The sequence below is a fragment of the Vibrio sp. TRT 17S01 genome (genome assembly GCF_050113695.1).
Lineage (GTDB): Bacteria > Pseudomonadota > Gammaproteobacteria > Enterobacterales > Vibrionaceae > Vibrio.
On the sequence record NZ_JBNJOG010000004.1, the window covers coordinates 282754 to 306334 of the forward strand.

Consider the following 23581-nt stretch of genomic DNA (forward strand, 5'->3'; position numbering starts at 1 on the left):
CGGTAGTGAGCTAGTCGCCGAGAGGTTGCCTGTCACCACCACCACGATGGGAGTCAAGTGCCACTTTCAGTCGGCGTAGCTTATCGCGTGAACGTCGCTTGTGATTCACAGCCAGTGCCATGGAAATCACGTCCACGAGTGCGAGCATGGCGTAACGAGAGGCGGATGGTTTATAGATAAAGTCGGTTTCTTGGTGGACGATCGGCAACACAAGATCGGCTTGTTCTGCTAATGGCGTATGGTTTGGGGTAATGGCGATCACTTTGATGCCATATTCTTTGGCTAATTGCGCAGCGTCTTGGATTGCTGGGGTGTAGCCGCTGGCAGAAATCACTACGAGCACATCTTTACTGTCGGCGGTTGCTGCCACCATGCGAGCTAACAACCCATCATTGTATGATACGACTGGATAGCCTAATCGGAACATTCGGTGCTGCATTTCTTGAGAAGCGATGGTCGAGCCACCACCCATGCCAATACAGATGGTTTGTCTCGCATTGTGTAGCCATTCGACTGCAGTGTTAATGCTGTTTTCGTTGATCAAGTTGCGGTTGAGATCGAGCGTTTGTTTTATCGATTCATAAATTCCTTGATATCCGCCTTGATCGGGTGGCTCAAGAATAAAGCGTTGCCCAATAGTGAGTGACTGTGCCAGCTTGATTTTCATGTCCCGGACGTTTTTGCAGCCGATCGCTTTGGCAAAGCGAGTGATGGTCGCTTCACTGACCTTTGCACGTTCAGCCAGTTGAGTAATACTGGCGTTTGCCGCTTGTTGAATATCATCCATGACCAGCTTGGCTACTTTCTTTTCCGCCTCACGCAGCGTGCTATATCGCTCGGTGATTTGGGAAATAATGTCGACTTCTAAACTCACTATGGAACCTATGTTATCTATGGTGGGTAGGCAATATGCGTATCTTCTCGTTTAACCTGAGATTATACGCAATTGCATATGAATACTCACCGTTTGCGTCACTAAAATCGGGTCTCGACCCAGTGAGTCACCTGATAATCGTCATCGCAGATAGCAATGGAGCGCCATTTGTCAAACGTTAAACAGGGGTGTGATGTTGAGAAGGCGACAATATCCCCCACATCGAGTTCGCATTCTGCACTGGTTTCAATAAATGTGTGCTGATCCATGACCGCAATTGAGGTCATGCCTTTTACACTGATAGGTTGTCCGTTACGGTAAGCGCGCTGAGCGATAGGCAATCCCGCATCAAAGGCGACATCCCGTTTACCAAGGCCTGCCACCATTTTGCCTTGTTCAGGTTTAGATAAGATGTGTGCCCACACTTCCAAGGCCGATTCTAAATCCCCACCTATTTCACATGCAGTACCTTGGTTTTGTTGAGCTCGCTGCATCACTTGATTTTGGGCATCCATATATATGCCGGTGTCATGTGCGATGTAACATCCTGGACGAATTACCGAATCGAAATCGACTAGGTGAGCAAAGCATTCCGCAACCACGTCATACCAAGCTGAACCAGCGCCAGTCACCATTGGCTTTCCTGCTATACGACCATCACTGACCAGTTTTTTCGTGACGTTAAGCGTAGCGTTTACGAACTCTCGCACGCGCGTTTCTGCATTATCACCATGAATGACTCCTTCATAGACTTCAACACCTGCGAGCTTGATATTGGTTTGAGTGGCAATGTGTTTTGCCAATGTCACCACGTCTTCTTCACTTCGACAGCCGCAACGTCCACCGGGTACGCCAAACTCAATCAATACGGTCAGAGTTTGATTGTGCTGTGCAAAGAAGGCATTGAGCGCATCGACATTGCGCGCCGAATCAACGCAGCAATAAAAATGAATGTCTTGATTACTCAGTAAGCCAGAGATAATGGCCATATTGGCGGCACCAACCAACTGGTTAGCCATAATGATATTTTTCGCCCCCGCTTGTGCCGCGATTTGAGCCTGTGCAGCCGTCGCAATCGTAATGCCCCACGCACCATGTTCAAGCTGTTGACGGAAGAAGTTTGGTGTCATGGTCGTTTTACCATGTGGACAGAGTTTCACTTGATGTTTATTGGCAAAGCGCTGCATCCATTGGAGATTGTTCTCCAGAGCCGATTGCTTGATCACCGCAGCTGGCAATGAAATCTCATCATGAGTTAAACGGAAATCATTGTGGCTTTGCTCGGAATATGCCTGACCTTTTTCACCGCAGCAAGGAGAGGTAAGGTGGTCGGCATGATAGTTTTTATCATGCATTGTGTCGTTTCCTGTTCTAGATATTAGTATCTAACATTATGTAACTTATTGTTTTTATTATCCTGTTGAGATGAATGATACTTTTGATGTTAGAAAGTATCAAATAATTGATTTTATTTTGTGTGTGTTATCACTGAATCAGATAAAGGATTTCTTATGATAAAAGCCATCTGAATAATAAACGGTATAAGGCATGGTGTTCGATACAATTATTAAAAACGTTGAAGTCTTTGATGGCACTGGCGCAGACTCGTTTATCGCGGATGTCGCTATTCATCATGGCCGTATCGAACAGCTGGGGCTTCTTTATGATGGGCAAGCAAAAAATACCCTTGATGGCACAGGGCTCGCGCTCGCTCCGGGGTTTATTGATGTTCATACTCACGATGATACCAATGTGATTCGTTTTCCCGAATGTATCGCTAAGATCAGCCAAGGTGTCACTACGGTGATTGTAGGAAATTGTGGTATCAGTGCGAGTCCAACGGTATTGACGGCAGAGCCGCCCGATCCAATGAACTTGCTCGGAAGCCAACACGATTTTCAGTACCCAACGTTTGCAAGTTACGCAGAAGCAGTTGAGAAAGCTCAGCCCGCGGTGAACGTTGCGGCCTTGGTTGGGCACACCACGCTACGTAATAGCGTGATGGACAGGCTCGATCGTACGGCGAGTGATGACGAAATTTCTGCCATGCGTGCGGCGTTAAATCAAGCGATGGCGGAAGGGGCGCTTGGGTTAAGTTCAGGGCTTGCTTACGCAAGTGCCAAGCAAGCCACGACGCATGAGGTGATGCGGCTAGCAGAAGTGTTGGCAGGGCATCGTGGCATTTATACCACCCACATGCGCACAGAGTTCGATGCGATTATGGAAGCGATGCAGGAAGCGTTTGAAACTGGCCGTCATGCTCGTGTGCCTGTGGTGATTTCTCATCTCAAATGTGCAGGGGCTGGGAACTGGGGAAGAACGGTAGAGATCCTTGATTTGATGGATACCGTTGCTCAGCATCAAGACGTCTGCTGTGATTGCTACCCTTATTCAGCCAGCTCTTCCACTTTGGACTTAAAGCAAGTCACTGAGGATTTCGATATCTTTATTACTTGGTCTGAGCCGATGCCTAATATGGCGGGTAAAACGCTTAAAGCCGTTGCGAAAGCGTTAGATCTTTCGCTGATGGAGGCAGCAAAAGCACTGCAACCTGCGGGTGCGGTGTATCACTGCATGGATGAAGAAGACGTTAAGCGGGTATTGAAGTATCGCCTCACTATGGTGGGCTCAGATGGCTTGCCGAACGACCCTCATCCTCATCCCCGTTTGTGGGGTACCTTCCCCAAAGTACTTGGGCATTATTGTCGAGAAGAAAAGCTGTTCTCGTTAAGTGAAGCTATCCACAAAATGACCGGAATGTCGGCTAAGCGATACAACTTAAAAGGGCGGGGTGCGATCCACATCGGGGCACACGCCGATTTAGTGTTATTTAATCCAAAGACAATCAAAGACACAGCGACATTTGAGAATCCGATCTCAATGGCGCAAGGCATTGAATCTGTCTTTGTAAACGGTGAATTATCTTATGCAAAAGGTGAGGTCACCGATAACAGACATGGTGTATTTATTTATCGCAGCTAAATTGGCGCGTTTTGAAACACAGTGAATGACTAGAGAGAAAATCTGGAGAAAGAAAATGGCAATTAAACGTTATGGTGTTGAAGGTGGTGTTGGTACGGGTGGGCAGCATCTTCCTTTTGCTCGAGCAACTGAGGCTGGTGGCTTTTTATATGTATCAGGACAAACACCGATGACGGATGGAGAAGTGGTTGAGGGTGGTATTGTTGACCAATCTCGCTTAGCCATCCAAAACTGTGTCGATATCATGCAGGAAGCAGGTTACGGCTTAGAGGATGTGGTGCACGTGAAAGTGGTATTGACAGATGCACGCTATTTCCAGTCGTTTAACAAAGTCTTCAAAGAGTTTTTTGGTGCGCATCCGCCGGCTCGGATTTGTATGGTGTGTGACTTAGTGGTGGATGTGAAAGTGGAAGTGGATGTCACTTGTTACCGCGACGATCGCCGTTAGTTTTCTCCCCCTCTTAATGATAATAATCACGAGCGCTGGGTTATATTTAGTCCCTGTTAATATTTCTCGGCGCTCTTTTCTTCCTCTTCGTTATCTAAAAAGGGTTCCCGATAAACATGGATAGTTCACAATGTCCCCATATTGCGTTTTTTGGTGAGTGCATGGTGGAACTGAGCGGCACGCCGCTCAAAAAAGGCTTTGGTGGCGACACGTTAAATACTGCCTTGTATCTTGCTCGTTTAACGCAGAAATGTGGAGTTAAAGTGTCTTATGCCACAGCACTGGGTGAGGATGAGCTTTCACAAGAGTTGTTGGATGCTTGGCAGCAAGAAGGGATTAACACGACTTTGGTTGCCCGAATTGCAGGTAAGTTGCCCGGTTTGTACATGGTACAGACAGATGAACAAGGCGAACGTCACTTCCATTACTGGCGTGATAGTGCCGCGGTGAAGTATTACTTTGGTGGCAATGAATTAAACCAACTGGAGCAAGCCATTGCAGAGCATGACATCCAATGGCTATATATCAGTGGCATCAGCCTTGCGATTTTAAATGACGCTTCACGAGCACGTTTACTCAGAGCAATGAGTCAGTTTGTTGCAAACGGTGGTAAAGTCATTTTTGACAATAATTTTCGCCCACAATTGTGGTCTTCAGAGCAAGCAAGGGAGTGGTATGGCAAGGTGTTACCACTGGTCGACATAGCCTTGGTCACCGAAGAAGATGACTGGAAAGTCTGGGGTGAACAAGAGCGTGTCGAAACACGTTGCTTACGTTTTGGTTGCCAAGAAGTCGTGATCAAACGTGGCGATAAGCCTTGTGAAGTGATAGAAGCCGGAAACGAAGGGGTTAAACGAGCTCAGGTGCCTTCGGTTTTGGTCGAGCATGTTGTTGATACTTGCGCGGCTGGTGACTCATTTGCTGCTGGCTATTTAGCCGGTAGGCTGGCTGGGTATGATGGTGAAGAGGCGGCGAAGCTAGGGCATCAGCTTGCATCTATTGTGATTCAATACGCTGGTGCCATTATTCCCAATTCAGTGATGGCGCATATCAGGCCACAAACCGACCGATGATTGGAAAATCGAAATGACTCAAGAAATACTCAATAAACTTAAACAATTCAAAGTGATCCCTGTAATCCAAATTAATTCGGTTAAACATGCGATCCCACTGGCGAAGGTGTTAGTAGAAAATGGTCTGCCCGTTGCTGAAGTGACGTTCCGTACTGAAGCGGCGGCAGAAGCCATTCATGCTATGCGTAGCGCTTTCCCAGAGATGTGTGTGGGTGCTGGCACAGTATTAACTCCCCAGCAGATAGAACAAGCCCAGCAAGCGGGGGCTGAATTTGTTGTGGCTCCGGGACTGAACCCCAACACGGTGAAACGTTGCCAAGCGATCGGCATGCCGATTGTTCCTGGTGTTAACAACCCAAGTCAGGTAGAACAAGCCTTAGAATTAGGGCTGAGCTTTTTAAAATTTTTCCCGGCGGAAGCTTCGGGTGGTGTAGCTATGGTGAAATCGTTACTTGCACCTTATGTTGACGTTAGCTTTATGCCTACGGGTGGTATTGGCAAAAATAACGTCAATGATTATCTTAGCATTGACCGTGTGGTTTGCTGTGGTGGTACATGGATGGTGTCCCCCGCACTGATTGAAAATGAGCAGTGGGATGAGATAGGCCGACTGGTGCGTGAAGCGGTTGAACTGGTCAACTAAACCAGATAGCAAAGCCCCCTATAAATGTATCGGGGGCTTTTTTGTAGAAGCGCAAACCGCGTTAATCGAAATTGATCTAATCAGTGAGTAACTGCTTTAAATAGTGCAATCTAGCCATACTTTGTTGGCATCCACCAAGACGGAATTTTTGCTGCCATAACGTGGTGTATTGCGCTTCGATCTCGTTCAACAATGGTAGTAATTGATGTTTCATTGCCACAGGAAAGGCTTCGACTTCTCGGCATTGATGTATGGCGTAACCGATGGCTATGTTGGTGGCCAGTTTCATGACCTTGAGTGTCCACAATAGCTCTTGTTTCAACACACTGTCAGGGTGCTGATGGATTCGGTTCTCTATCTCATTCAGTTGCTCGATGCTACGCTGCATCACTTGGGGTGATTCAATTTGAGCGCGACGAATATGACGACGGGATTTTTGGTCAAACACAAATGGGCCATAAAAGGCGCAGTTTGGTGTAATAACACCAGAGCTGAGATAAGCGTCTTGCATCTCCAGAATAATGTCGGTGAGCTCGTGATAAGCGTTGCCCCAAAAGTCAGCTAATACTTGGGACACGTCAACATCTTGGTGCTGAGCCTCTCCCCATGCCATCGCAGCACCAAATACATAGGCAGGTAGCGCGGTAGAAAATTGCTGCGCGTGCCCCATGTCGCCCCACTCTGAGATCTGATAACCCTGTCCACCGTACTTCAACGCAGAGTGTGCCGCACGGCGCATATGAACCTTGGCGGCCTGCCAACGACCAGCGACTGAGGCAAATGTATTGGTTGAAACAACCACCTGAAACGGGTAGCCAAACTGGGCCAGTTTTTCATGCTCTTCATCATAGGGATGATCTTCTTCGTAACCCCAGTTAAGCAGCTCCAGCTCTTTTGGTAGGTGAGGAAGAATTTCGGGATAACGAAACAGCATATCGCTGAAAATTTGGCAATACATGCCACGATCATGGGCAATGTTGAGTAACTCTATCAGGTAGTTCAAATAGACCTGACCTTGACCAAGGGACTCACACGCGGCTTTGCTACCATCGACACCTAAATCCATGGTTTCATCAAAGTTAATATTGAGTGTTTTGCTGGTGAAGTTAGGCAGCAGTTCGTCCAATAATTCGGCAATAAAATGGGGTACCTCAGGCGAGACAGGGTTTAACCCAAAAGATTCTGGGCGATAGTCTCCCCTTTGATCGTAAAAGCCGGATGTTTGCTCTGCCAAATGATGATAGTCAGAATGACAAAGCCACTTCTCCATATGGCCAAATGTGGCTTGGTTAGGGATTAGCTCAATGCCTCGCTCCTTGCAGTACTCATCCAATGCCTGAATTTGTTCTGGTGTCAGGGGATCGTATCCTTGCCAAACCGTGCGATGATCTTGATAGGCGAAGGTATGTTCAGTGTAAAACTGAAGTTGATTAATCCGTAACTTTGCCCAGAAGTCGATCAATGAAAACAAGGTCTCCATGGTCGGGATCTTATCGCGGCTAACATCAAGGATAATGCCACGCTGCGGAAAATCGGGTTGGTCAACCAAGTCCAGACAGGGTAACCGAGTGCCACATTGAGCAAACAATTGACTCAGTATTTGATGGGCGTAGAAAATACCTTCTTCATCGATATATTGGATAAGGATCAGATCCGAAGATATACGAAGACCAAATGCTTGGTCGTCTAGATCAAGACGCAGTTGATACTCAACCATGGGCGAAGAGATGCGCGACCCAAATTGATTCGGGATGGCACTTTCAGAGAAATCAGTACAACATTTTCCTGCTAGGTAAGTGATAGATTTTGGTGCTGGAAACAGAGAAGGGGAGACGTCTGCCATGTTGACCTCGATTAAGTACAGCTGGAAGAGGGCAGTACGCTAAACAGCGCAATGTCTTCAGTAATAAGTTTTTGCCATGCCATAGCTGCCGCACCAGCGGAAACCGCTTGGGTGCCCAATGTTGAAAAACTGACATGAGGCTCCCATGTTGCTGGGCCTTGTACTGCTGACAGTTTGTTATCGATGTAAGAGACTAAGCTGGCACCATAATGTTGTGCTTCACCACCAATGATCACTTGATGAATGTTCATCAGGCGTCCAAGTAACACCAGTGACGAAGCAAATTCTTGTAAAACAAGCGAGAGGTCGGCAGTGCCTTGTTCAAATTTCAACTCACTTTTGTACTGACCTGCAGAGAAATCGTCGCCATAAAACAGATTATTGTTTAGCACAAAACCAAGGCCGATCCCCAAATGCTCAGACTCTGTATTGCGATGGTGCGACGTAAATAGCACATAGAGAAAATTATTGGTTGGTTCACGCCGTGTCTGCATCATTTCGCCCCATGCTGCGCAGTTGGCGTCGTTGTCGATAAAAACAGGACAATTAAAATGCTGCTTAAGCTCTGCCACTAAATTAAGAGGCTCTTCAATCTCCAGTGCGTTGGAAAGAGAGATATGACCCGTTTCTGGATTCACTAGTCCGGGAAGGCCGATCCCCATCGCTAAAATATGGTCAAACTTGGCGTCGATCTGCTGCATCACAGGGGTCAGTGCTTCGATGATGGCTTGGTCAACCTTATCTGTTGGCTGGAAAGTGATGATGGTGCGATACACAATCTGACATTCCACATTCACCACAGACACATTTATCGCACTGTCGGTCAACTCCACGCCAACCAATACCCCGATATCATTGTTGAGTGACAATGAGACTTTTGGTCGCCCACCTTTACTATGAGCAGGCTTCGTAGTGACCTCTGAAATCAGGTCCTTTTCTGTCAGTTGCCCAACAATTTTAGTAATGGTGGATTTATCCAAACCGAGCTGCTCCGCCACTTCGACACGCGAAATGCGGTTATAACGCCAGATGCAATCTAACACTCTGGATAAGTTGACGATCTTACTATTTTGGCTTGGTTTCATTATTAAGTTGATTGTGGAAACTAAATGATTATTTCATTTATAACGACTTCACTATGAGTTCGCAACAACAATGTATAGCTCAGATTGCCTACAATTTATAAAACATGACCGAGTTAACTTTTCTCATTTCTACCTGATAATTTTGTTAACTAATTGTGAGCAAGATCGTTGTGATGAACAAAAAATAGCCTAAATTATATAGTTAGTTTCCAGTGTAAACTAACTAGAGGATAGAACGATGAAGTTTAAACATGGAGTAAAAGCGCTGGTAGCACTTACCGCCTTTACTGTTGCTTTACCTATCTCTGCGATTGCAGAAGAAACCCTAACCATATGGACATGGCGCAAACAAGAGCGTCCTCTATGGGAAGCTGTTTCAAAGAACATGAAAGACGTTGATATCAAAGTCGAGGTTTTTAAAGGGGTGGATTACAACTCTCGTTTACGTCTGGGTTTACAGAGTGACGGTGGTCCTGATCTGTTTCAGGGGCGTCCGGGTGCTTCATTTATCGATCAATATGCGAAAGCTGGGGTGATCCAACCTGTAGGTGACGCCGTGGATCTTTCAGGCATTTCACCTGCAACACTCGGCGCGGCAACGGGATCGGATGGTAAGGTTTATGGTGTACCTTTTGCGGTTCAAACCGTGCAAATTATCTACAACAAGGATATTTTTGATAAGCACAACCTCAAAGAGCCGACCTCTTTGGAAGAGTTTGAGCAGGTTATGAAAACGCTAAAAGCAGCGGGCGTTACGCCATTAGAAGTACCGGGACGCGCGGGCTGGGCATTAGCAATGATGAGCGCTGGTTTAGAAGCGGGTCTATCTGGTGATGGCATGGCAAAAGTGGCCACGCGCGATGAGCCATTTACCGCGGAAGGATACCAGAAAGTAGTGGACACGTTTGCCACGTGGAAGCCTTACATTAACCCATCAGCAGCTGCGCAAGATTACAACGGCATGCGTGCGAATGTAGCCTTGGGTGACTCGGCAATGATCATCGATGGTTTATGGTCGACCTCTCCTTTATCTACTATTGCTCAGACCAATCCAGATGCCAAGTTAGGACTTATGCCAGTACCGGGTGCCGGTGGTAAGGTCTATGCGTTTGCCGATGGCGCTTATTTGGTCAATGCCAATAGTGCTAAAAAGTCAGCAGCCGATAAGCTGTTAGCTTATACCGCAACCAAAGAGTTTGCGCAGTTGTTTGCTGATCATGTTGGTGAGCTATCGACGTACGCCGACGGCATTACTTATCAAGGTGCGCATCAGGCAGAAGCTGCCACCTTTGTTTCCAATCAGGCACAGCCGCATCTGACGTGGAAAGGGCCGTTCAATGTTCAATATGAAGAAGTCGTTGGTCCGGCTTTCCAGAAATTCCTAGCAGGGAAAGTGGATAGCAAAGGCCTATCGAGTGAGATTGAAAAAGGCTTTAAAGCTAAAAATCTGTAAATAAGGACAGCGGCCTGATACTCAGGCCGCTTATTTCAGCGTCGGAGTCTGTATGACCGAGTTTTCTCGCCCCCGAGGATTGAGCTTCAAGCAAAAAGAGAAGATCCAGTACATGTTGCTGTTGATCCCCGGTTGTTTGTTGTACGGGGTATTTAACCTTTTGCCCTTATTCGGCACATTAGTGCTGTCATTTTTTGACTGGCCGGGCATTGGCCCTGCCACATTTATCGGCTTTGATAACTTCACGAAGCTGCTCACTGATGACTATATGAGCACACAGTTGTGGAATGCGTTTTATCAAACCGTGCTGTTTTTTGGTATTTGTATTTCGATCTTCCTGCTTCTTGGTACCACATTCGCTTTGCTGCTGAGTTGGAATACCGCAGGTAAATCGGGCTACAAGCTGCTCTTTTTTATGCCTTACCCACTTGCTGCTGTCGCTGTTGCTTTCTTAGGTCAGCTTATTGTGGATGTGCGTGGACCATTGAACGAGTTGTTGATGAACTGGGAAGTGATCTCTGCACCGCTGATGTTTTTAGGTGATGAAAGTTCGGCATTGCCGACCATTGCACTGTTTCAGTCTTGGCAAAAACTGGGCTTCTCCATCATGTTGATCTTATCTGCGATTCTCGGTGTACGTTCTGACTTGCTGGAAGCGGCAGTTCTGGATGGTGCCAGTCGCTGGCAGTGTATTCGCCATGTAGTTTTCCCAGTATTGACCCCAGCGTTTGTGCTGATAACCATCCTGACCATGGTGGATGTGTTTAATAATGCGGAATATGTCTTGATCTTGATGGGGCCTGATGCTGGTCCATATTACTCCACCGATATTATGGGCACCTTCCAGTATCGTACGGCATTTGGTACCAGTGGTGGTTCGGGTACGGCTGACCTTGGTATGGCCGCTGCTATTGGAATGGTGATTTCTGTGCTGATTTTGCCTGCGTCGATTTATCTGGCACTGCGCAATATGCGAAATCGATAGGGGAAGTCATGGAACGTATATTTAAACTCAAACCGTTAGAGCAAGTTGTCGTGCAGTTCTTGCTGCTCACTTGGGCTGTGATTGTGGCGCTCCCTTTTGGCTTAGCATTCATTAACTCCGTTAAAGGCAATTTAGGGCAGGTGATACGCTCACCTTTTGGCATGCCGCAAGAGTGGCATTTTGAAAACTACCTAAGTGCGTGGGAGCAGGCCAATTTCAGCAGTTATTTCCTTAACTCGCTCATCATTAGCTTAGGCACAGTCGTACTTGCCGTGGCGTTCAGTACCATGGTGGCGTTCGTGCTTGCTCGAGTGCAGTTTCGAGGCAATAAGCTGATTTTCATCTTATTTATGCTGGGAGTAATTGTTCCACTTCGTTTGGCCATGGCGCCACTGTTTGTGGTGGTACAGAGCCTTGATTTACTCAATTCACTGTTGGGTATTATTTTGGTTCAGGCCGCCAGCATGATGCCGGTTGCCGTGTTTATTCTCAGTACATTTTTCAAAAACTTGTCACCAGAGATAGAACAAGCCGCTCGGGTGGATGGCGCACTGCCATTCCAGATCTACTGGCGTATTGTATTGCCACTGGTCAAGCCGGCAATTGCAACCGTCGCTTTGTTGTCGTTTGTCAGCGCTTGGAATGAATACATCTTCCCGCTACTTTTCTTGCAAGATCGAGACTTATACCCGCTCACTCTAGGGCTACAAGAGTTTCAAAACGAATTTGCGATTCAATGGCACATGATGTTTGCAGGACTCATCATCATGATGGCCCCGACTCTTATCGCGTTTTTATTAGCATCAAAAGCCTTTATCCAAGGTTTGACTCAAGGTGGAATTAAGGAATAACCATGGCTCAGGTAATACTTAAAAATATTAAGAAATCGTACGGCAAAGTGGATGTTCTCAAAGGCATCGACCTTGAAATCAATGATAAAGAGTTTGTCACTTTTGTCGGGCCGTCAGGCTGTGGTAAATCGACCTTGCTTAGAATGATCTCTGGGCTTGAGGAGCCAACATCAGGGGAGATTTACATTGATGGCCGAGAGGTAACGGACGAAGCGCCTGCGGATAGAGAGATTGCGATGGTATTTCAATCTTATGCTTTGTATCCGCAAATGACGGTGCGAGAGAATATGTCGTTTGCACTCTCCATTGATAAGCAGCCGAAAGAAGAAATCAAGCAGAAGGTTGACCATGCTGGGAAGCTGCTTAAACTTGACCAGTTGTTTGACCGCTTACCGAAAGAACTTTCGGGTGGACAGCGCCAACGGGTAGCCATAGGTCGAGCGATTGTGCGTAACCCTAAGTTGTTCCTCTTCGATGAGCCACTTTCTAACCTTGATGCTGAACTTCGTGTTGACATGCGCATTCAAATCGCAGAATTGCACCGTACATTGGCGACCAGCATGGTTTACGTGACTCATGATCAGGTTGAAGCTATGACATTGGCCGATAAAATTGTGGTTCTGCGCGATGGTTGTGTTGAGCAAGTAGGGCCGCCACTGGAACTGTATTATCACCCACAAAACCAGTTTGTTGCGGGGTTCATTGGCTCTCCTAAGATGAACTTCATCCCAGTGACGGTGCTTGACGCCAGTGCGACACAAACAACAGTTACGATTGCCGATCGTTACACCTTAACTTTGCCAAGGAATGGGGCTCATTTGTCATCAGGTGACGTCATTACACTTGGCATCCGTCCTGAGCATTTGCTTGTGCAGGAAACATGGCAAGAGGAAAGTTGTGTGGTACCGATGACCATTAATGTCGCGGAGTATTTAGGCGCGGTGTCATACGTTCATTGTTACTCTAACCATCTTGAGAAACTTAGCTTAATGCTTGACGGTGAAGATGCGGTGAACCTAAAGCTTGATAACGGACAAGTGCTGAATGTGGAGTTGCGAGCGCAATATTGTCATCTGTTCGATGCAAATCAACAAGCATTGCCATTAGTGAAATAACTTTTCCTTGATTGGGATGCTAGGTCACACTTTCACCTTATTGTGGGGAAAACCATTTGCCGTCTGTAAATGCAGGCGGCATTTTAATTTCCTTCGCATCAGACTTCAGGGACGTTTCATTGTCAGATCACATTCATTTTTTAGTGGGTACTTATACCGATGGTGCCAGTCAAGGCATTGAGCGCATTGCTCTTGATGTTTCCACCGGTGAGTTGGCTCATATTAGGACGCAGTTACGAGCCACAAATCCATCTTTCTTGTGTAAACATCCGTGCAGTGAAGAGCAAACTCTATACACGGCTAGCGAGTTATCTCAGCAAGAAGGCGCCCAGCTTTACAGTGTAAACAGTAAGGGGGAGCATCGGATTGCAGTACAAGGGGACTACCCTTGTCATTTAAGTTGTGATCCACAAGGCCAGTATCTTGCTTTAGCCAATTATGGTTCTGGGAATGCGAATGTCTATTTATTAAATAATGAAGGGATAGCTCAGCAATGTGTAGCGGACTTGTTTGTTGCAGGCTGCGGGGCAAACGCCGAACGGCAAGAAAGGCCACACGCCCATCAGGTGACGTTTCTAACGCAAAGTGACCACTTAGCTGTGGTTGATTTAGGCAGTGATCGGATTTACTTCTATCAATTTGACCGCAAATCTCACAGTTTTACGTTACTACAAAGTATTGTGATGCCAGCGGGTTCAGGGCCGCGCCATTTAGTCTTCAATTCCACTGAAACCCACGCATATGTAGTGTGTGAGCTATCAGAAATGTTAGTGACACTGCAGTGCCAAGAGCAGAAGTGGGTGATCGCTCATGAGGTGCCGCTGTTACCGAACACCGAAAATGGTGAAGCGGCTTCTGCAATAAAAATGTCACGTGATGAGCGTTTTATCTATGTGTCTTGTCGCGCGCAAAACAAAGTCGTTTGTTTTGAATTACAGCAACACCTACCAGTTCTGATTGATGATGTGGATTGTGGCGGTCAATTTCCGCGGGATTTTGCGTTGTCTGATGATGAACAATGGCTGGTGGTGGCTAATCAACACAGCAATAATCTCACTAGTTATCACAGGAATAGTAGTACTGGCCAACTCGAAGCCACAGGATATCACTGTGAGGTAGGGTCGCCAGTGTGTGTTGTACCGAGTTAGTTTAGGTCATTGTGGTTAACTAAGAGTATTTAGGGTGCCGTTGTGCACCCTAAGCTCTTCTTAGGCTTTGAGCGTAGTGAGGACGTCTTTCATTGACGGTAAAATGCGGTGGCCGAGTGCTCTAACTTCTTTACATGGCTCGACTAAATCAGGGATTTGGAAGGTGATCATGTTTGCAGCGACAGCAGCACGTACCCCATTGTTTGAGTCTTCAAACGCAAGGCTTTGATGGGCTGGAATACCCAAACGGCTAGCGGCAAGTAAGTAGATTTCAGGATCTGGCTTGCCATGTTCAACTTCGCATCCAGTGGTAATGGAATCAAAGTACTTATCCAGCCCAGCTAGTTTGAGCTTCACTAACGCGATATCTTGTTGTGTCGATGTTGCCACCGCCATAGGGATCTTTTGGGCTTTTAGCCATTCGAGCAACTCAACCACGCCTTCTTTGACTGGAATGGCTTCGTGCAGTACAACACTGTTGTAACGCTGTTTCCATTCATCGTGAAGACGGTCAAGATCATCACCATAAGCATTGCGGAGTATGACATCAATCCCGGCAGAATTACGTCCAATAATAGATAAGTAGGTGTCTTCGTAGAAAGGCAGGTTTTGGACTTCACAGGACTTTTTAAAAATACGCATGCATACCCGCTCGGTATCTAGCAACAGCCCATCCATGTCGAAAATAGCAGCTTTAAATTTCATGAGTACAGCTTAATCAGCATCAAATAGTTATTGTCATTCTGACACAGATTGTGAGCTGGGGAAAAGTTTTCCAGAGTTCTGCGTTGGGTGTGTGAACCGTTATTCTCTTCTTTGTAATGTCAAAGCATACGTAAACGGATGTGTTACATGTGGTAGAAAAGAGCATGGGGCAAAACAAATGTTTTCCGTTATAGATGGATTTAATCCTACCTAAACGCCCGAATGAAGCTGTATAGATTTTCTCCACATTTTAATCAAAAAATAAGAGTTATTATGCATAATGTTTGGCATGGATCTTAATATTAATAATAACGAGTATCATTTTTATTTAAATTAAATTAGCTTAATTCCATAAATTGGTATGAGAGCTATACGATGTTTAAAACAGAAATTTCGCCAGAAACTCTTACAATACTGGTTACATACCGATGTACAGCTACATGTAAGGATTGCTGTTTTGAATGCACACCTCAAATTACGACTACATTAAGTGAAGGACAAATTAGAGAGGCAATACTACAAGCAAAAGAAACCTTTCCAGCTCTAAGGCAAGTGGTTTTTTCAGGGGGTGAGTGCTTCCTATTGAAAGATATCTTGTTCCGCTCTATTTCTTTAGCCACGTCTCTTGGTTTAGTAACAAGGTGCGTTACTAATGCGTATTGGGCTAAGAATACTTTAAAAGCTGATGAGATTGCTAAGAAACTTCTAAGTTCAGGGCTTACAGAAGTAAACATAAGCACAGGTTTAGATCATCAACAATGGGTCTCGAAAACAACCGTAATTAATGCAGTAGAAGCTCTTACTACTAATTGTATCCCTACATTGATTACAGTTGAGTCTGATACAGAAAGTTCAACTTGCTTAAATGACATAGCTCGAAGTGAACGCATCTTAGCAATTAAACGAGAGTTTCCAGAGAGGCTATCACTACAAACAAATGCATGGATGCCTTTTCATAAAGATTCTATAACTCGGAAAATTATTGAGATTGAGGATATCGAGGGCGGATGTGACCAGTTGTTTAATAATTGCGTTGTTACTGCTAATGGGGAAGTTGCAGCATGCTGTGGTCTTACTTTGGAGCATATCAATGAAATTAAAGTTGGTAACCTCAACAACCTTTCAGACTTTATTTCGAACCAAGAAGATGATTTTTTAAAGCTTTGGATATATACCGATGGTCCTATAAGGATCATCAAAAAATTAATGGGGTCTGATTATTTCACCAAACGAAATGTTCATCATCAATGTCAAGCTTGTGTGGTTTTACATAACGATATGGCCGTTAGAAATAAGCTATATCGTGACTGGAAGAAGCACCTTCTCCCAACATTACAGAAGTTTAATTTGAAGCAAAACGGTGTCAGCGTCTAAAGGAATCAGTAGTTATGAATAAAAAATATATTACCTACGGTTTAATAGGAACATTTAGTACCACTGGTGCATCTGTAAATGCGTTATCAGATGAAGATTCAAATCGACTGTATGGTAAACCCAAAAGTGTAGAATCCACTTCTACGCAAGAGGTTACACCGCTTCGTCTGTCTATGTCTAAAGCTGGCTTACCATCTCATGTTTGGGCTGATATTGAGGAGTTAGGCGAGATTTGGTCAAAAATGAGAAGAGATAAGATACCTATTGTTAACTATGTGGAACTGCTTAGCGATTCCCAGTTAGATGCCAATACCAAGAGTGATCTAACAAAAGATAATGCTTATAAGGTGTTGGCATTGATGTCGTCTAACTTAGTCACGAACATGATCAATCAGGGAGATTATGAAGGCCTTTTAACTGAGTTAGACAAACTAGGGCTATGGAATTATGACGATGAAATTAGCTTACAAAATAAGTTCCAAGAGATTTTTTCCAATAATGGCCAAATTAGTTATCAAGTCCAGCAAAGCCTATCAAGAATTGGAAATATGCCGGTTGAAAGTGATATTCAGTTTTTGCAACGTAATATTCAACCTAATATGCAAGAGAGTGTTGTAGCTGCTGCTGCGGTGGTGGTGGTGGTGGCTGTTGCAGCTGCGACATATGTAGCAGCTGCAGTAAATGTAGCGGCTGCAGGTAATGTTATTGCGTATCTTTCGGTTGCTGTAAACGCTGCTGTTACTGTGCAAGGTAATGTTGGGGTAGCTGGAGGGACTGGCGTTCATGGGGGACCAAATTGTGGTGGCTGTCATCGAAGTTCATTTTCGACCATGACGGCTCAATCTAGTCGCAACTTTGACACAATGGTTTATCTTTCCACCATAAATCGTAATCATGAAATTATGTCTTTAGCTTATAAGGACTTTCAAAAGAAAGAAGTTCGAGCAATCATCAATGCGGCTCTAAACACAGGGTTAATTTATATTGATGATGACAAGAAGGAACAAGTATTTTTAGTTTTAGATAAAGTTGTTGACTCAAGTTTTACACATTAGGGGCTAAGTTATGAGTGAAGGTCTAAAAATTGATTCTAGTATCTATATTTGGTTAGTTATCATTGTTTTTATAATACCTGTTGCCATCACATTAATTTCAGAATTTGTTTTTACTAAACGAATCACATTAAAAGTTGGTGGATTGTCAGTTTTAATAATGACTATAACTACAGCCATATTGGCTTACCAGCTGCATGGAACAAAAGTGACCGTTGCGGATAATAAATTAGTATTGAGTAGTTTATTTTATTCGTCTGAAGTACTTTTGAAGGATATAGACACTGTCGAAATATTCAAACATGAATTACCACCGCGGTATTATTTGATACAAAGAGTGAACGGCATACATCTTCCCAACTACTTTGCAGGGAAGTTCAAAACTCATGAAAAATTGGATTCGTTTGTACTGGCTACATATCCCCCTTATTTAGTGATTACATCAAATAGTAAAGAACTCTATATTCTGTCCAGTTCAAATCAATTGGAAGAAGCCCTCTTAAAGTTCGATAAGTCACAATAACGGCCAGTAGAGTGAAGTTCTGTTTTTTTAGTTGTCTATGCCCAAATTGAAGGTTAATAGCTTGGCAAGGCCGTTGGCTCTTAACGTTTCGATAAGTTGTTGGGCGGGCAACTTTGCCGCTCTCTTCTCTTATAGGTGGTTGATGTCATGATCATGTAAATCTGCGATGGTGATTCGCTAAGGGCTTTGACCTAATAGATATTCCTGCAAGATCGACTGCTTCATATACTTGCTGGTTGATAATAAAAAACCTGTGCCCTAATACTAAGCGTGAGTAATGTTGGCTCACGCTTAAGTGTTATTTGTTTGCATCAAATGTATGTTGGGTAGTCAGTGTATCCATGTTCATTACCACCAAAGAGAGTTGAACTATCCAGCTCTGCTAAAGGGTGTTGATGCTTCAAGCGCTCCACCAAATCTGGGTTAGATACAAATGGTCGCCCAAACGCGACCAAATCAGCATAACCTTTCTCTAGTACCTCATTGGCGCGAGCTTGGGTGTAGCTGCCCGCAACGATAATTGTGTTTGTGAAGTATTTACGTAGTTCAATTCGGAAGTTCTCTGGGATCACTGGTGCATCATCCCAATCTGCTTCGGACAAATGTAGGTACGCAATATCACGTGCTTGAAGTTGTTTAGATGCTTCGAGGATCGTTGGAACAATATCTGGGCAGTTCATGTCCTTAAAAGTGATGAAAGGCGCGAGTCGAACGCCAACTTTGTTAGCACCAATGGCATCGCTCACTGCATCAACCACTTCCAATAAAAAGCGAATACGGTTTTCACGTGTACCGCCGTAGTGATCGGTTCTGTGGTTTGAGTTGGTACGTAGGAACTGGTCAATCAAATAGCCGTTACCACCGTGAATTTCAACGCCGTCAAAGCCTGCTTCAATCGTACGTTTAGCGGCATTGGCAAAGTCACTTACAACGCGGTTAATATCGCTTTGCATCATGGCTCTAGGCTCTACGCAATCAACCATGTTGCCATTACCTTGTTCATCCGCAATCCACACTTGAGTTTCTACTGGTTTTAGTGCTGATGGAGCAATCGGTTGTTCGCCTTTTTGGAATGTCGGGTGCGATACGCGACCGACATGCCACAACTGACAAAACATGATGGAGCCTTGTTCTTTTACTGCTTGAGTAACGTTTTTCCAACCTTTCACTTGTTCATCTGTGTATACGCCTGGCGTGAAAGAGTAACCTTGTGAATCATCAGAAATTTGGGTTGCTTCAGAGATGATTAAGCCCGCAGTCGCGCGTTGCTTGTAATAAGTTGCCATCATTTGGTTTGGAATATTACCCGGTTGACTGGTGCGTGCTCGGGTCATTGGTGCCATCACCACACGGTTTTGCAGGTCGAGTTGTTTTAGCTGTGTAGGTTCAAACAGTTTTCTCATGATCTTTTATCCAATCGTATTCGATGAGCTTAGTATATTAAGTAGAAGAAACTTGATAATTGGGTAATATTTGAATTGATTATTCATCTCAGTCGAATAATGAGATTTGAGGAGGGAGTGTGGACAAGTTTTCGGATATGACGCTGTTTGTCAGCATTGTGAAGAACCAAGGGTTAGCAGCCGCAGGTAGAGAACTAGGCTTATCGCCAGCAACGGTGACAGCAAGATTGCAGTCGCTGGAAGAACGCTATGGGGTGAAGCTACTCAATCGCAGTACAAGGCATATTTCGCTTACAGATTCTGGAGCTATGTACCATCGAGCGTGTCTTGAAATCATCGACAGTGTCAGAGATGCAGAAAACTTACTTCAAACAGGAGCCAAGGAAGTACGTGGAACACTCAAAATTTCCGCTCCTCGCGACATCGGCAAGCAATATATTTCTCCGATATTGTCAGAGTTTAGTGAGCTCTATCCTGAAGTTGTCCCTTATTTATACCTGAATGACAACCTGTCCAACTTGGCGGAGTCAGGGTTGGATATTGTTATCCGATATGGGGAGTTGGCAGACAGCAACCTTATCTCTCGTAAACTGGCTTCCAGTCGTAGAGTGCTTTGCGCTTCTCCTCAATATTTGGCAAAGAAAGGCATGCCTATCACACCGCAAGACTTGGCACAGCACGATTGTCTAGCCATGGTTCGAAGTAATGAAGAACTCAAAACATGGCATTTCCAAGACGAGGAGCAACATAATGTTATAACTGTGCTGCCAAAGCGTTTCTCCGATGATGGGGAAGTGATTCGTCAATGGGCATTAGATGGAGCAGGCATCGCACTGAAATCGATTTTGGATGTGCAACAAGATATCAAACAAAAACGCTTAGTGACGGTCCTCGATGGCTATATGAAAAACTTTAACGCATCGACATCCACTGCAGGAGCTGATCTGAATGTGATTTATCTTAGCCGTCAATATCAACCTAAAAGGCTGCGTGTGTTTCTTGATCTTTTGATTGAACGTTTTGCGGAAAGCTTTGGGTAATTCGACTAGTTACTGTAGTTCAATTAGTCCGATAAACAGTTAATGTTAGTTATTGAACGTATTTCTTTTCATCATGTCACCATGCAATTTATTTATTATTCAAATTATTGATGGTGGTTTATTGTGGTTTTCTATCACAATAAAACGGTGTGCAATATGAAAAGAATGTTATGTGTAGTGGCGCTTTTAGTTGCAATGATAGGCTGTAAAGATTCTTCATCTGATGAGGCTGCCACCGTTCCCATTCCTATAGAGGGCATAGAAAAAACACCGGAGCTGGTTGAAAAGCTGCGTGCCCAACCGACGATAGATGATCAATTTGGTGTTCTATACGACCAGTTTGAGCACATGCTTGATAGAAGTGACTCCTTGACTGGACCCGACACCAATAACGATGGGATCCGTGATGATATTGAATTTTTTATCAATGCATTGGAAGTGACTGAGCCAGTGCGAAATGCATTGAAGCAAAATGCACGGCAAGCACAAGAAAATCTATATTACGATTTCAGTGAAAAAACACCGGAAAATAGAAAAAAAGCGCAGCGTATTGGTGATAAATACCTAAAAGTAGTCGCTTGTAAAACGTTTGTGGGCATGTCTATTAATGATCGAGTTCGTACAGGCGAAATACTTCGAACACTGACTTACAATACTAAAGTCCGTACTCTCGCTTTTATTGCATACAACCATCTGCAAGATGGAAGTGTGAGTACCTTATTGGAAGCAGAGCAACAGCACTGTGAAGAGTGAAATACACATTCATTTCTGTAATGTCACCATGCAATATATTTATTATTCAAATTGTTGATGATGGTTTATTGTGGTTTTCTATCACAATAAAACGGTGTGCAATATGAAAAGAATGTTATGTGTAGTGGCGCTTTTGGTTGCAATGATAGGCTGTAAAGATTCTTCATCTGATGAGACTGCCGCCGTTCTCATTCCTATAGAAGGCATAGAAAAAACACCGGAGCTGGTTGAAAAGCTGCGTGCCCAACCGACGATAGATGATCAATTTGGTGTGCTGTACGACCAGTTTGAGCACATGCTTGATAGAAGTGATTCCTTAACTGGACCCGACACCAATAACGATGGGATCCGTGATGATATTGAATTTTTTATCAATGCATTGGAAGTGACTGAACCTGTGCGTAATGCATTGAAGCAAGACGCGCGACAAACTCAAGAAAACCTTTATTACGACTTTACTGAGAAAACACCAGAAAATAGAAGAAAAGCACAAAGCATTGGTGACAAATATTTAAAGGTAATCGCATGTATGGAATTTGTGGGCGTGCCAGTTGACGACATTATAAACATAGGTCAAACGCTTACAGCTCTGACCTACAATACCAAAGCTCGAACTTTAGCCTACATTGCCTATAACCACCTGCAAGATGGGAGTGTAAGTACCTTGTTAAAGGCGGAGGCTCAACATTGTGAATAAATCATTGATAATAATAAACTTAGTTCTGATGGTGCTTTCTTCTAATGCGACTGCTAATTCATGCAAAGTAGAAGGATATACAGTTGGTTTTTTTAATGGTGTTGCAACTACTCGTAAACAAGGTATTGCTGGATTAAAAAATATTGAGTCAATGCTAGATACTTCAAAATACAATGACGAGCCAGTCGAATACCAACTGTTTTATAACGACTCTTATATCGAAGGTAGTGCCTTTAATGTGTTGGCTGATTATGCTGAAACCTTTGATCAAAGAACAGAGGAGCTCGAACAGAAACAATTTAAAAGTTGGGAAGCCTTCTGGGAGTTGGTTAATGGCAGAGGTGACAGTTCAATCATTCAAAAAGTCGATTCACTGTTTATTGATTTTTCTGCGGTTGTTTTGGATTTTGGTAGCAAAATAATGAACAAAATTGTGGCGAAATTTCTAAATCAGCTCGCACAGTACGTCGACTCACCAGACAGTGTGTTAACGGAGATGCAACAGTACTTAATTAGTGACTCCCTGACGTGGAAGGGCAAGAAACTGATTTATATTGCGCATTCTCAAGGGAACTTATGGGCAAATAAAGCATATCGACAAGCAGTATCTCAGCCTGGATATAGTGAAGATAATGTTCATGTGGTCCATATTGCGCCTGCTTCAGCGACCTTAAGCCCAAATAGTGACTACGTATTATCAAGCTCAGATCTAGTTATTCTATTAGTGCGCCAATTAACGGGTCCATTCTCAGTGCCTACTCCGAATGTGCTTTTGGTACCAGGAACAGGTGAACTTTTGGGGCATAGTTTAAGTGAAGTTTACCTTAGCCATGACTCGACAGTTGATCTTATCAAAAAAGCAGTCAAGCGAGGCTTTTCACGAGTTGCAAAGCCAGAGATGGAAGATTTCTTGTTCAAAGTTGAGTTCGATTATAGCTCAAGCTATGACCAGATTCATGAAGAGCCTGCTTATGATGTTATTGATGCTGGAAACGGTGTTTTTGGTTGGATTTCTGAATACTTAGATGACACGGATACGTGGCCCAAGATGACTCTTACCCCCCTTGTGTCTACAGAAAAGAAACTGCCATTTAACGTTAAAGTGCCTGATCTCGTTGAAGAGCCGGACTCCAAGTTGTTTAAAAAAACAATTGTTTTTGACGCTTGTGCAAGCCCAGTTGAGTTGAAAAAGGTTGAACAAACTATTCCACCTTATGAGTTTTTCCTGTTTGCACAATGGTTCAACCTTAAAGATTTTAAAGAGGGTACATTTTTAAATACTTGGAGGTCGAGCATAGTGACGGATCGATATGGAAGAGTTGAGAGAAACAGAGAGAGATATGAGGACACGAATGATTGGTACTTTGAGTGCGCTGGCGATGGTGAGTCAATGGAATTTGAGGTGTCTCAACGCCATTATGATGAGCTGCAGCTTACGTATCTAACTGAGCAGCAACTATCGGGACGCTATGAAATTGCGGCAAGTGACTTTGAGAGCCTTTGTCATCCACATTAAATCAATGCAATAGAACAG

22 protein-coding genes are annotated in these 23581 nt (G+C 44.3%); 16 read left to right on the plus strand and 6 right to left on the minus strand.

Going from position 1 to position 23581, the window contains the following annotated elements; genetic code table 11:
* Positions 1-10: 10 nt before the first annotated feature.
* Both ACQEXS_RS08970 and ACQEXS_RS08975 read right to left on the minus strand, forming a co-directional pair.
* Positions 11-874 carry a MurR/RpiR family transcriptional regulator gene (locus ACQEXS_RS08970; RefSeq protein WP_427013574.1) on the minus strand — a complete coding sequence of 288 codons (864 nt, stop codon included), beginning with the start codon at positions 872-874 and terminating at the stop codon, positions 11-13.
* Between the two features lie 101 nt (positions 875-975).
* A complete protein-coding gene (locus ACQEXS_RS08975; protein WP_427013575.1) occupies positions 976-2229 on the minus strand; it encodes an amino acid deaminase in 1254 nt (417 codons plus the stop codon).
* Positions 2230-2422: 193 nt separating this feature from the next.
* Here ACQEXS_RS08975 and ACQEXS_RS08980 point away from each other — a divergent pair, with 193 nt between their 5' ends.
* The 4 genes from ACQEXS_RS08980 (at position 2423) to ACQEXS_RS08995 (ending at position 6020) form a co-directional block, all read left to right on the plus strand.
* A complete protein-coding gene (locus ACQEXS_RS08980) occupies positions 2423-3856 on the plus strand; it encodes an N-acyl-D-amino-acid deacylase family protein (protein ID WP_427013576.1) in 1434 nt (477 codons plus the stop codon).
* A gap of 55 nt (positions 3857-3911) precedes the next feature.
* The gene (locus ACQEXS_RS08985) at positions 3912-4304 is read left to right on the plus strand and encodes a RidA family protein (protein WP_427010406.1); all 393 of its coding nucleotides are present in this window, start codon (positions 3912-3914) and stop codon (positions 4302-4304) included.
* Positions 4305-4420: 116 nt separating this feature from the next.
* Complete coding sequence (locus ACQEXS_RS08990) at positions 4421-5377, plus strand: sugar kinase (RefSeq protein WP_427013577.1); 957 nt, start codon at positions 4421-4423, stop codon at positions 5375-5377.
* Positions 5378-5390: 13 nt separating this feature from the next.
* A complete protein-coding gene (locus ACQEXS_RS08995; RefSeq protein ID WP_427013578.1) occupies positions 5391-6020 on the plus strand; it encodes a bifunctional 4-hydroxy-2-oxoglutarate aldolase/2-dehydro-3-deoxy-phosphogluconate aldolase in 630 nt (209 codons plus the stop codon).
* Between the two features lie 76 nt (positions 6021-6096).
* On the opposite strand, the gene ACQEXS_RS09000 is transcribed toward ACQEXS_RS08995, so the two are convergent.
* Both ACQEXS_RS09000 and ACQEXS_RS09005 read right to left on the minus strand, forming a co-directional pair.
* A complete protein-coding gene (locus ACQEXS_RS09000) occupies positions 6097-7863 on the minus strand; it encodes a family 20 glycosylhydrolase (protein ID WP_427013579.1) in 1767 nt (588 codons plus the stop codon).
* A gap of 11 nt (positions 7864-7874) precedes the next feature.
* Complete coding sequence (locus tag ACQEXS_RS09005) at positions 7875-8948, minus strand: ROK family transcriptional regulator (protein WP_427013580.1); 1074 nt, start codon at positions 8946-8948, stop codon at positions 7875-7877.
* Positions 8949-9186: 238 nt separating this feature from the next.
* On the opposite strand from ACQEXS_RS09005, the gene ACQEXS_RS09010 reads away from it, so the two are divergent.
* From ACQEXS_RS09010 to ACQEXS_RS09030, 5 genes are all read left to right on the plus strand, one after another.
* Positions 9187-10401, plus strand: coding sequence for an ABC transporter substrate-binding protein (locus tag ACQEXS_RS09010; protein ID WP_367989374.1), 1215 nt, complete (start codon positions 9187-9189; stop codon positions 10399-10401).
* Between the two features lie 52 nt (positions 10402-10453).
* The gene (locus tag ACQEXS_RS09015) at positions 10454-11386 is read left to right on the plus strand and encodes a carbohydrate ABC transporter permease (RefSeq protein ID WP_427013581.1); all 933 of its coding nucleotides are present in this window, start codon (positions 10454-10456) and stop codon (positions 11384-11386) included.
* A gap of 8 nt (positions 11387-11394) precedes the next feature.
* Positions 11395-12237 carry a carbohydrate ABC transporter permease gene (locus tag ACQEXS_RS09020; RefSeq protein ID WP_367989376.1) on the plus strand — a complete coding sequence of 281 codons (843 nt, stop codon included), beginning with the start codon at positions 11395-11397 and terminating at the stop codon, positions 12235-12237.
* A gap of 2 nt (positions 12238-12239) precedes the next feature.
* Positions 12240-13352: an ABC transporter ATP-binding protein gene (locus ACQEXS_RS09025; protein ID WP_427013582.1), complete on the plus strand. Its 1113-nt coding sequence runs from the start codon at positions 12240-12242 to the stop codon at positions 13350-13352.
* 119 nt (positions 13353-13471) lie between these two features.
* The gene (locus ACQEXS_RS09030; protein WP_427013583.1) at positions 13472-14500 is read left to right on the plus strand and encodes a lactonase family protein; all 1029 of its coding nucleotides are present in this window, start codon (positions 13472-13474) and stop codon (positions 14498-14500) included.
* Between the two features lie 60 nt (positions 14501-14560).
* Here ACQEXS_RS09030 and ACQEXS_RS09035 read toward each other — a convergent pair whose 3' ends face one another.
* Complete coding sequence (locus ACQEXS_RS09035; RefSeq protein ID WP_427013584.1) at positions 14561-15205, minus strand: HAD family hydrolase; 645 nt, start codon at positions 15203-15205, stop codon at positions 14561-14563.
* Positions 15206-15580: 375 nt separating this feature from the next.
* Here ACQEXS_RS09035 and ACQEXS_RS09040 point away from each other — a divergent pair, with 375 nt between their 5' ends.
* From ACQEXS_RS09040 to ACQEXS_RS09050, 3 genes are read left to right on the plus strand one after another with little or no spacing between them, the layout of a single operon-like run.
* Positions 15581-16579 carry a radical SAM/SPASM domain-containing protein gene (locus ACQEXS_RS09040; protein ID WP_427013585.1) on the plus strand — a complete coding sequence of 333 codons (999 nt, stop codon included), beginning with the start codon at positions 15581-15583 and terminating at the stop codon, positions 16577-16579.
* Positions 16580-16593: 14 nt separating this feature from the next.
* Entirely contained in the window at positions 16594-17634 is a 1041-nt protein-coding gene (locus ACQEXS_RS09045; RefSeq protein WP_427013586.1) for a hypothetical protein, read from the plus strand.
* A 10-nt stretch (positions 17635-17644) separates the two neighbouring features.
* Positions 17645-18154: a hypothetical protein gene (locus tag ACQEXS_RS09050; RefSeq protein WP_427013587.1), complete on the plus strand. Its 510-nt coding sequence runs from the start codon at positions 17645-17647 to the stop codon at positions 18152-18154.
* A gap of 311 nt (positions 18155-18465) precedes the next feature.
* Here ACQEXS_RS09050 and ACQEXS_RS09055 read toward each other — a convergent pair whose 3' ends face one another.
* The gene (locus ACQEXS_RS09055) at positions 18466-19557 is read right to left on the minus strand and encodes an alkene reductase (protein WP_427013588.1); all 1092 of its coding nucleotides are present in this window, start codon (positions 19555-19557) and stop codon (positions 18466-18468) included.
* Between the two features lie 119 nt (positions 19558-19676).
* Between ACQEXS_RS09055 and ACQEXS_RS09060 the strand changes: the two genes are divergently transcribed.
* The 4 genes from ACQEXS_RS09060 to ACQEXS_RS09075 all read left to right on the plus strand — a co-directional run bounded on the left by ACQEXS_RS09060 (position 19677) and on the right by ACQEXS_RS09075 (position 23563).
* On the plus strand, positions 19677-20597 hold the full coding sequence (locus ACQEXS_RS09060; RefSeq protein ID WP_427013589.1) for a LysR family transcriptional regulator: 921 nt from the start codon (positions 19677-19679) through the stop codon (positions 20595-20597).
* A gap of 156 nt (positions 20598-20753) precedes the next feature.
* Positions 20754-21350 (plus strand): chromosome partitioning protein ParA, encoded by a 597-nt coding sequence (locus ACQEXS_RS09065; RefSeq protein WP_427013590.1) that lies wholly within the window; start codon positions 20754-20756, stop codon positions 21348-21350.
* A gap of 103 nt (positions 21351-21453) precedes the next feature.
* Positions 21454-22047, plus strand: a complete 594-nt coding sequence (locus tag ACQEXS_RS09070) for a chromosome partitioning protein ParA (protein WP_427013591.1) — start codon at positions 21454-21456, stop codon at positions 22045-22047.
* Complete coding sequence (locus tag ACQEXS_RS09075; RefSeq protein ID WP_427013592.1) at positions 22040-23563, plus strand: hypothetical protein; 1524 nt, start codon at positions 22040-22042, stop codon at positions 23561-23563. Before ACQEXS_RS09070 ends, ACQEXS_RS09075 begins: the two co-directional genes overlap by 8 nt.
* The last annotated feature ends 18 nt before the right edge of the window (positions 23564-23581 follow it).

What these genes read in the sequence shown, in the direction of transcription:
- ACQEXS_RS08975 (WP_427013575.1), bottom strand. Translation starts at nt 2,229, where the DNA reads ATGCATGATAAAAACTATCATGCCGACCACCTTACCTCTCCTTGCTGC.
- ACQEXS_RS08980 (WP_427013576.1), top strand. Translation starts at nt 2,423, where the DNA reads ATGGTGTTCGATACAATTATTAAAAACGTTGAAGTCTTTGATGGCACT.
- ACQEXS_RS08985 (WP_427010406.1), top strand. Translation starts at nt 3,912, where the DNA reads ATGGCAATTAAACGTTATGGTGTTGAAGGTGGTGTTGGTACGGGTGGG.
- ACQEXS_RS08990 (WP_427013577.1), top strand. Translation starts at nt 4,421, where the DNA reads ATGGATAGTTCACAATGTCCCCATATTGCGTTTTTTGGTGAGTGCATG.
- ACQEXS_RS08995 (WP_427013578.1), top strand. Translation starts at nt 5,391, where the DNA reads ATGACTCAAGAAATACTCAATAAACTTAAACAATTCAAAGTGATCCCT.
- ACQEXS_RS09000 (WP_427013579.1), bottom strand. Translation starts at nt 7,863, where the DNA reads ATGGCAGACGTCTCCCCTTCTCTGTTTCCAGCACCAAAATCTATCACT.
- ACQEXS_RS09005 (WP_427013580.1), bottom strand. Translation starts at nt 8,948, where the DNA reads ATGAAACCAAGCCAAAATAGTAAGATCGTCAACTTATCCAGAGTGTTA.
- ACQEXS_RS09010 (WP_367989374.1), top strand. Translation starts at nt 9,187, where the DNA reads ATGAAGTTTAAACATGGAGTAAAAGCGCTGGTAGCACTTACCGCCTTT.
- ACQEXS_RS09015 (WP_427013581.1), top strand. Translation starts at nt 10,454, where the DNA reads ATGACCGAGTTTTCTCGCCCCCGAGGATTGAGCTTCAAGCAAAAAGAG.
- ACQEXS_RS09020 (WP_367989376.1), top strand. Translation starts at nt 11,395, where the DNA reads ATGGAACGTATATTTAAACTCAAACCGTTAGAGCAAGTTGTCGTGCAG.
- ACQEXS_RS09025 (WP_427013582.1), top strand. Translation starts at nt 12,240, where the DNA reads ATGGCTCAGGTAATACTTAAAAATATTAAGAAATCGTACGGCAAAGTG.
- ACQEXS_RS09035 (WP_427013584.1), bottom strand. Translation starts at nt 15,205, where the DNA reads ATGAAATTTAAAGCTGCTATTTTCGACATGGATGGGCTGTTGCTAGAT.
- ACQEXS_RS09040 (WP_427013585.1), top strand. Translation starts at nt 15,581, where the DNA reads ATGTTTAAAACAGAAATTTCGCCAGAAACTCTTACAATACTGGTTACA.
- ACQEXS_RS09045 (WP_427013586.1), top strand. Translation starts at nt 16,594, where the DNA reads ATGAATAAAAAATATATTACCTACGGTTTAATAGGAACATTTAGTACC.
- ACQEXS_RS09050 (WP_427013587.1), top strand. Translation starts at nt 17,645, where the DNA reads ATGAGTGAAGGTCTAAAAATTGATTCTAGTATCTATATTTGGTTAGTT.
- ACQEXS_RS09055 (WP_427013588.1), bottom strand. Translation starts at nt 19,557, where the DNA reads ATGAGAAAACTGTTTGAACCTACACAGCTAAAACAACTCGACCTGCAA.
- ACQEXS_RS09065 (WP_427013590.1), top strand. Translation starts at nt 20,754, where the DNA reads ATGAAAAGAATGTTATGTGTAGTGGCGCTTTTAGTTGCAATGATAGGC.
- ACQEXS_RS09070 (WP_427013591.1), top strand. Translation starts at nt 21,454, where the DNA reads ATGAAAAGAATGTTATGTGTAGTGGCGCTTTTGGTTGCAATGATAGGC.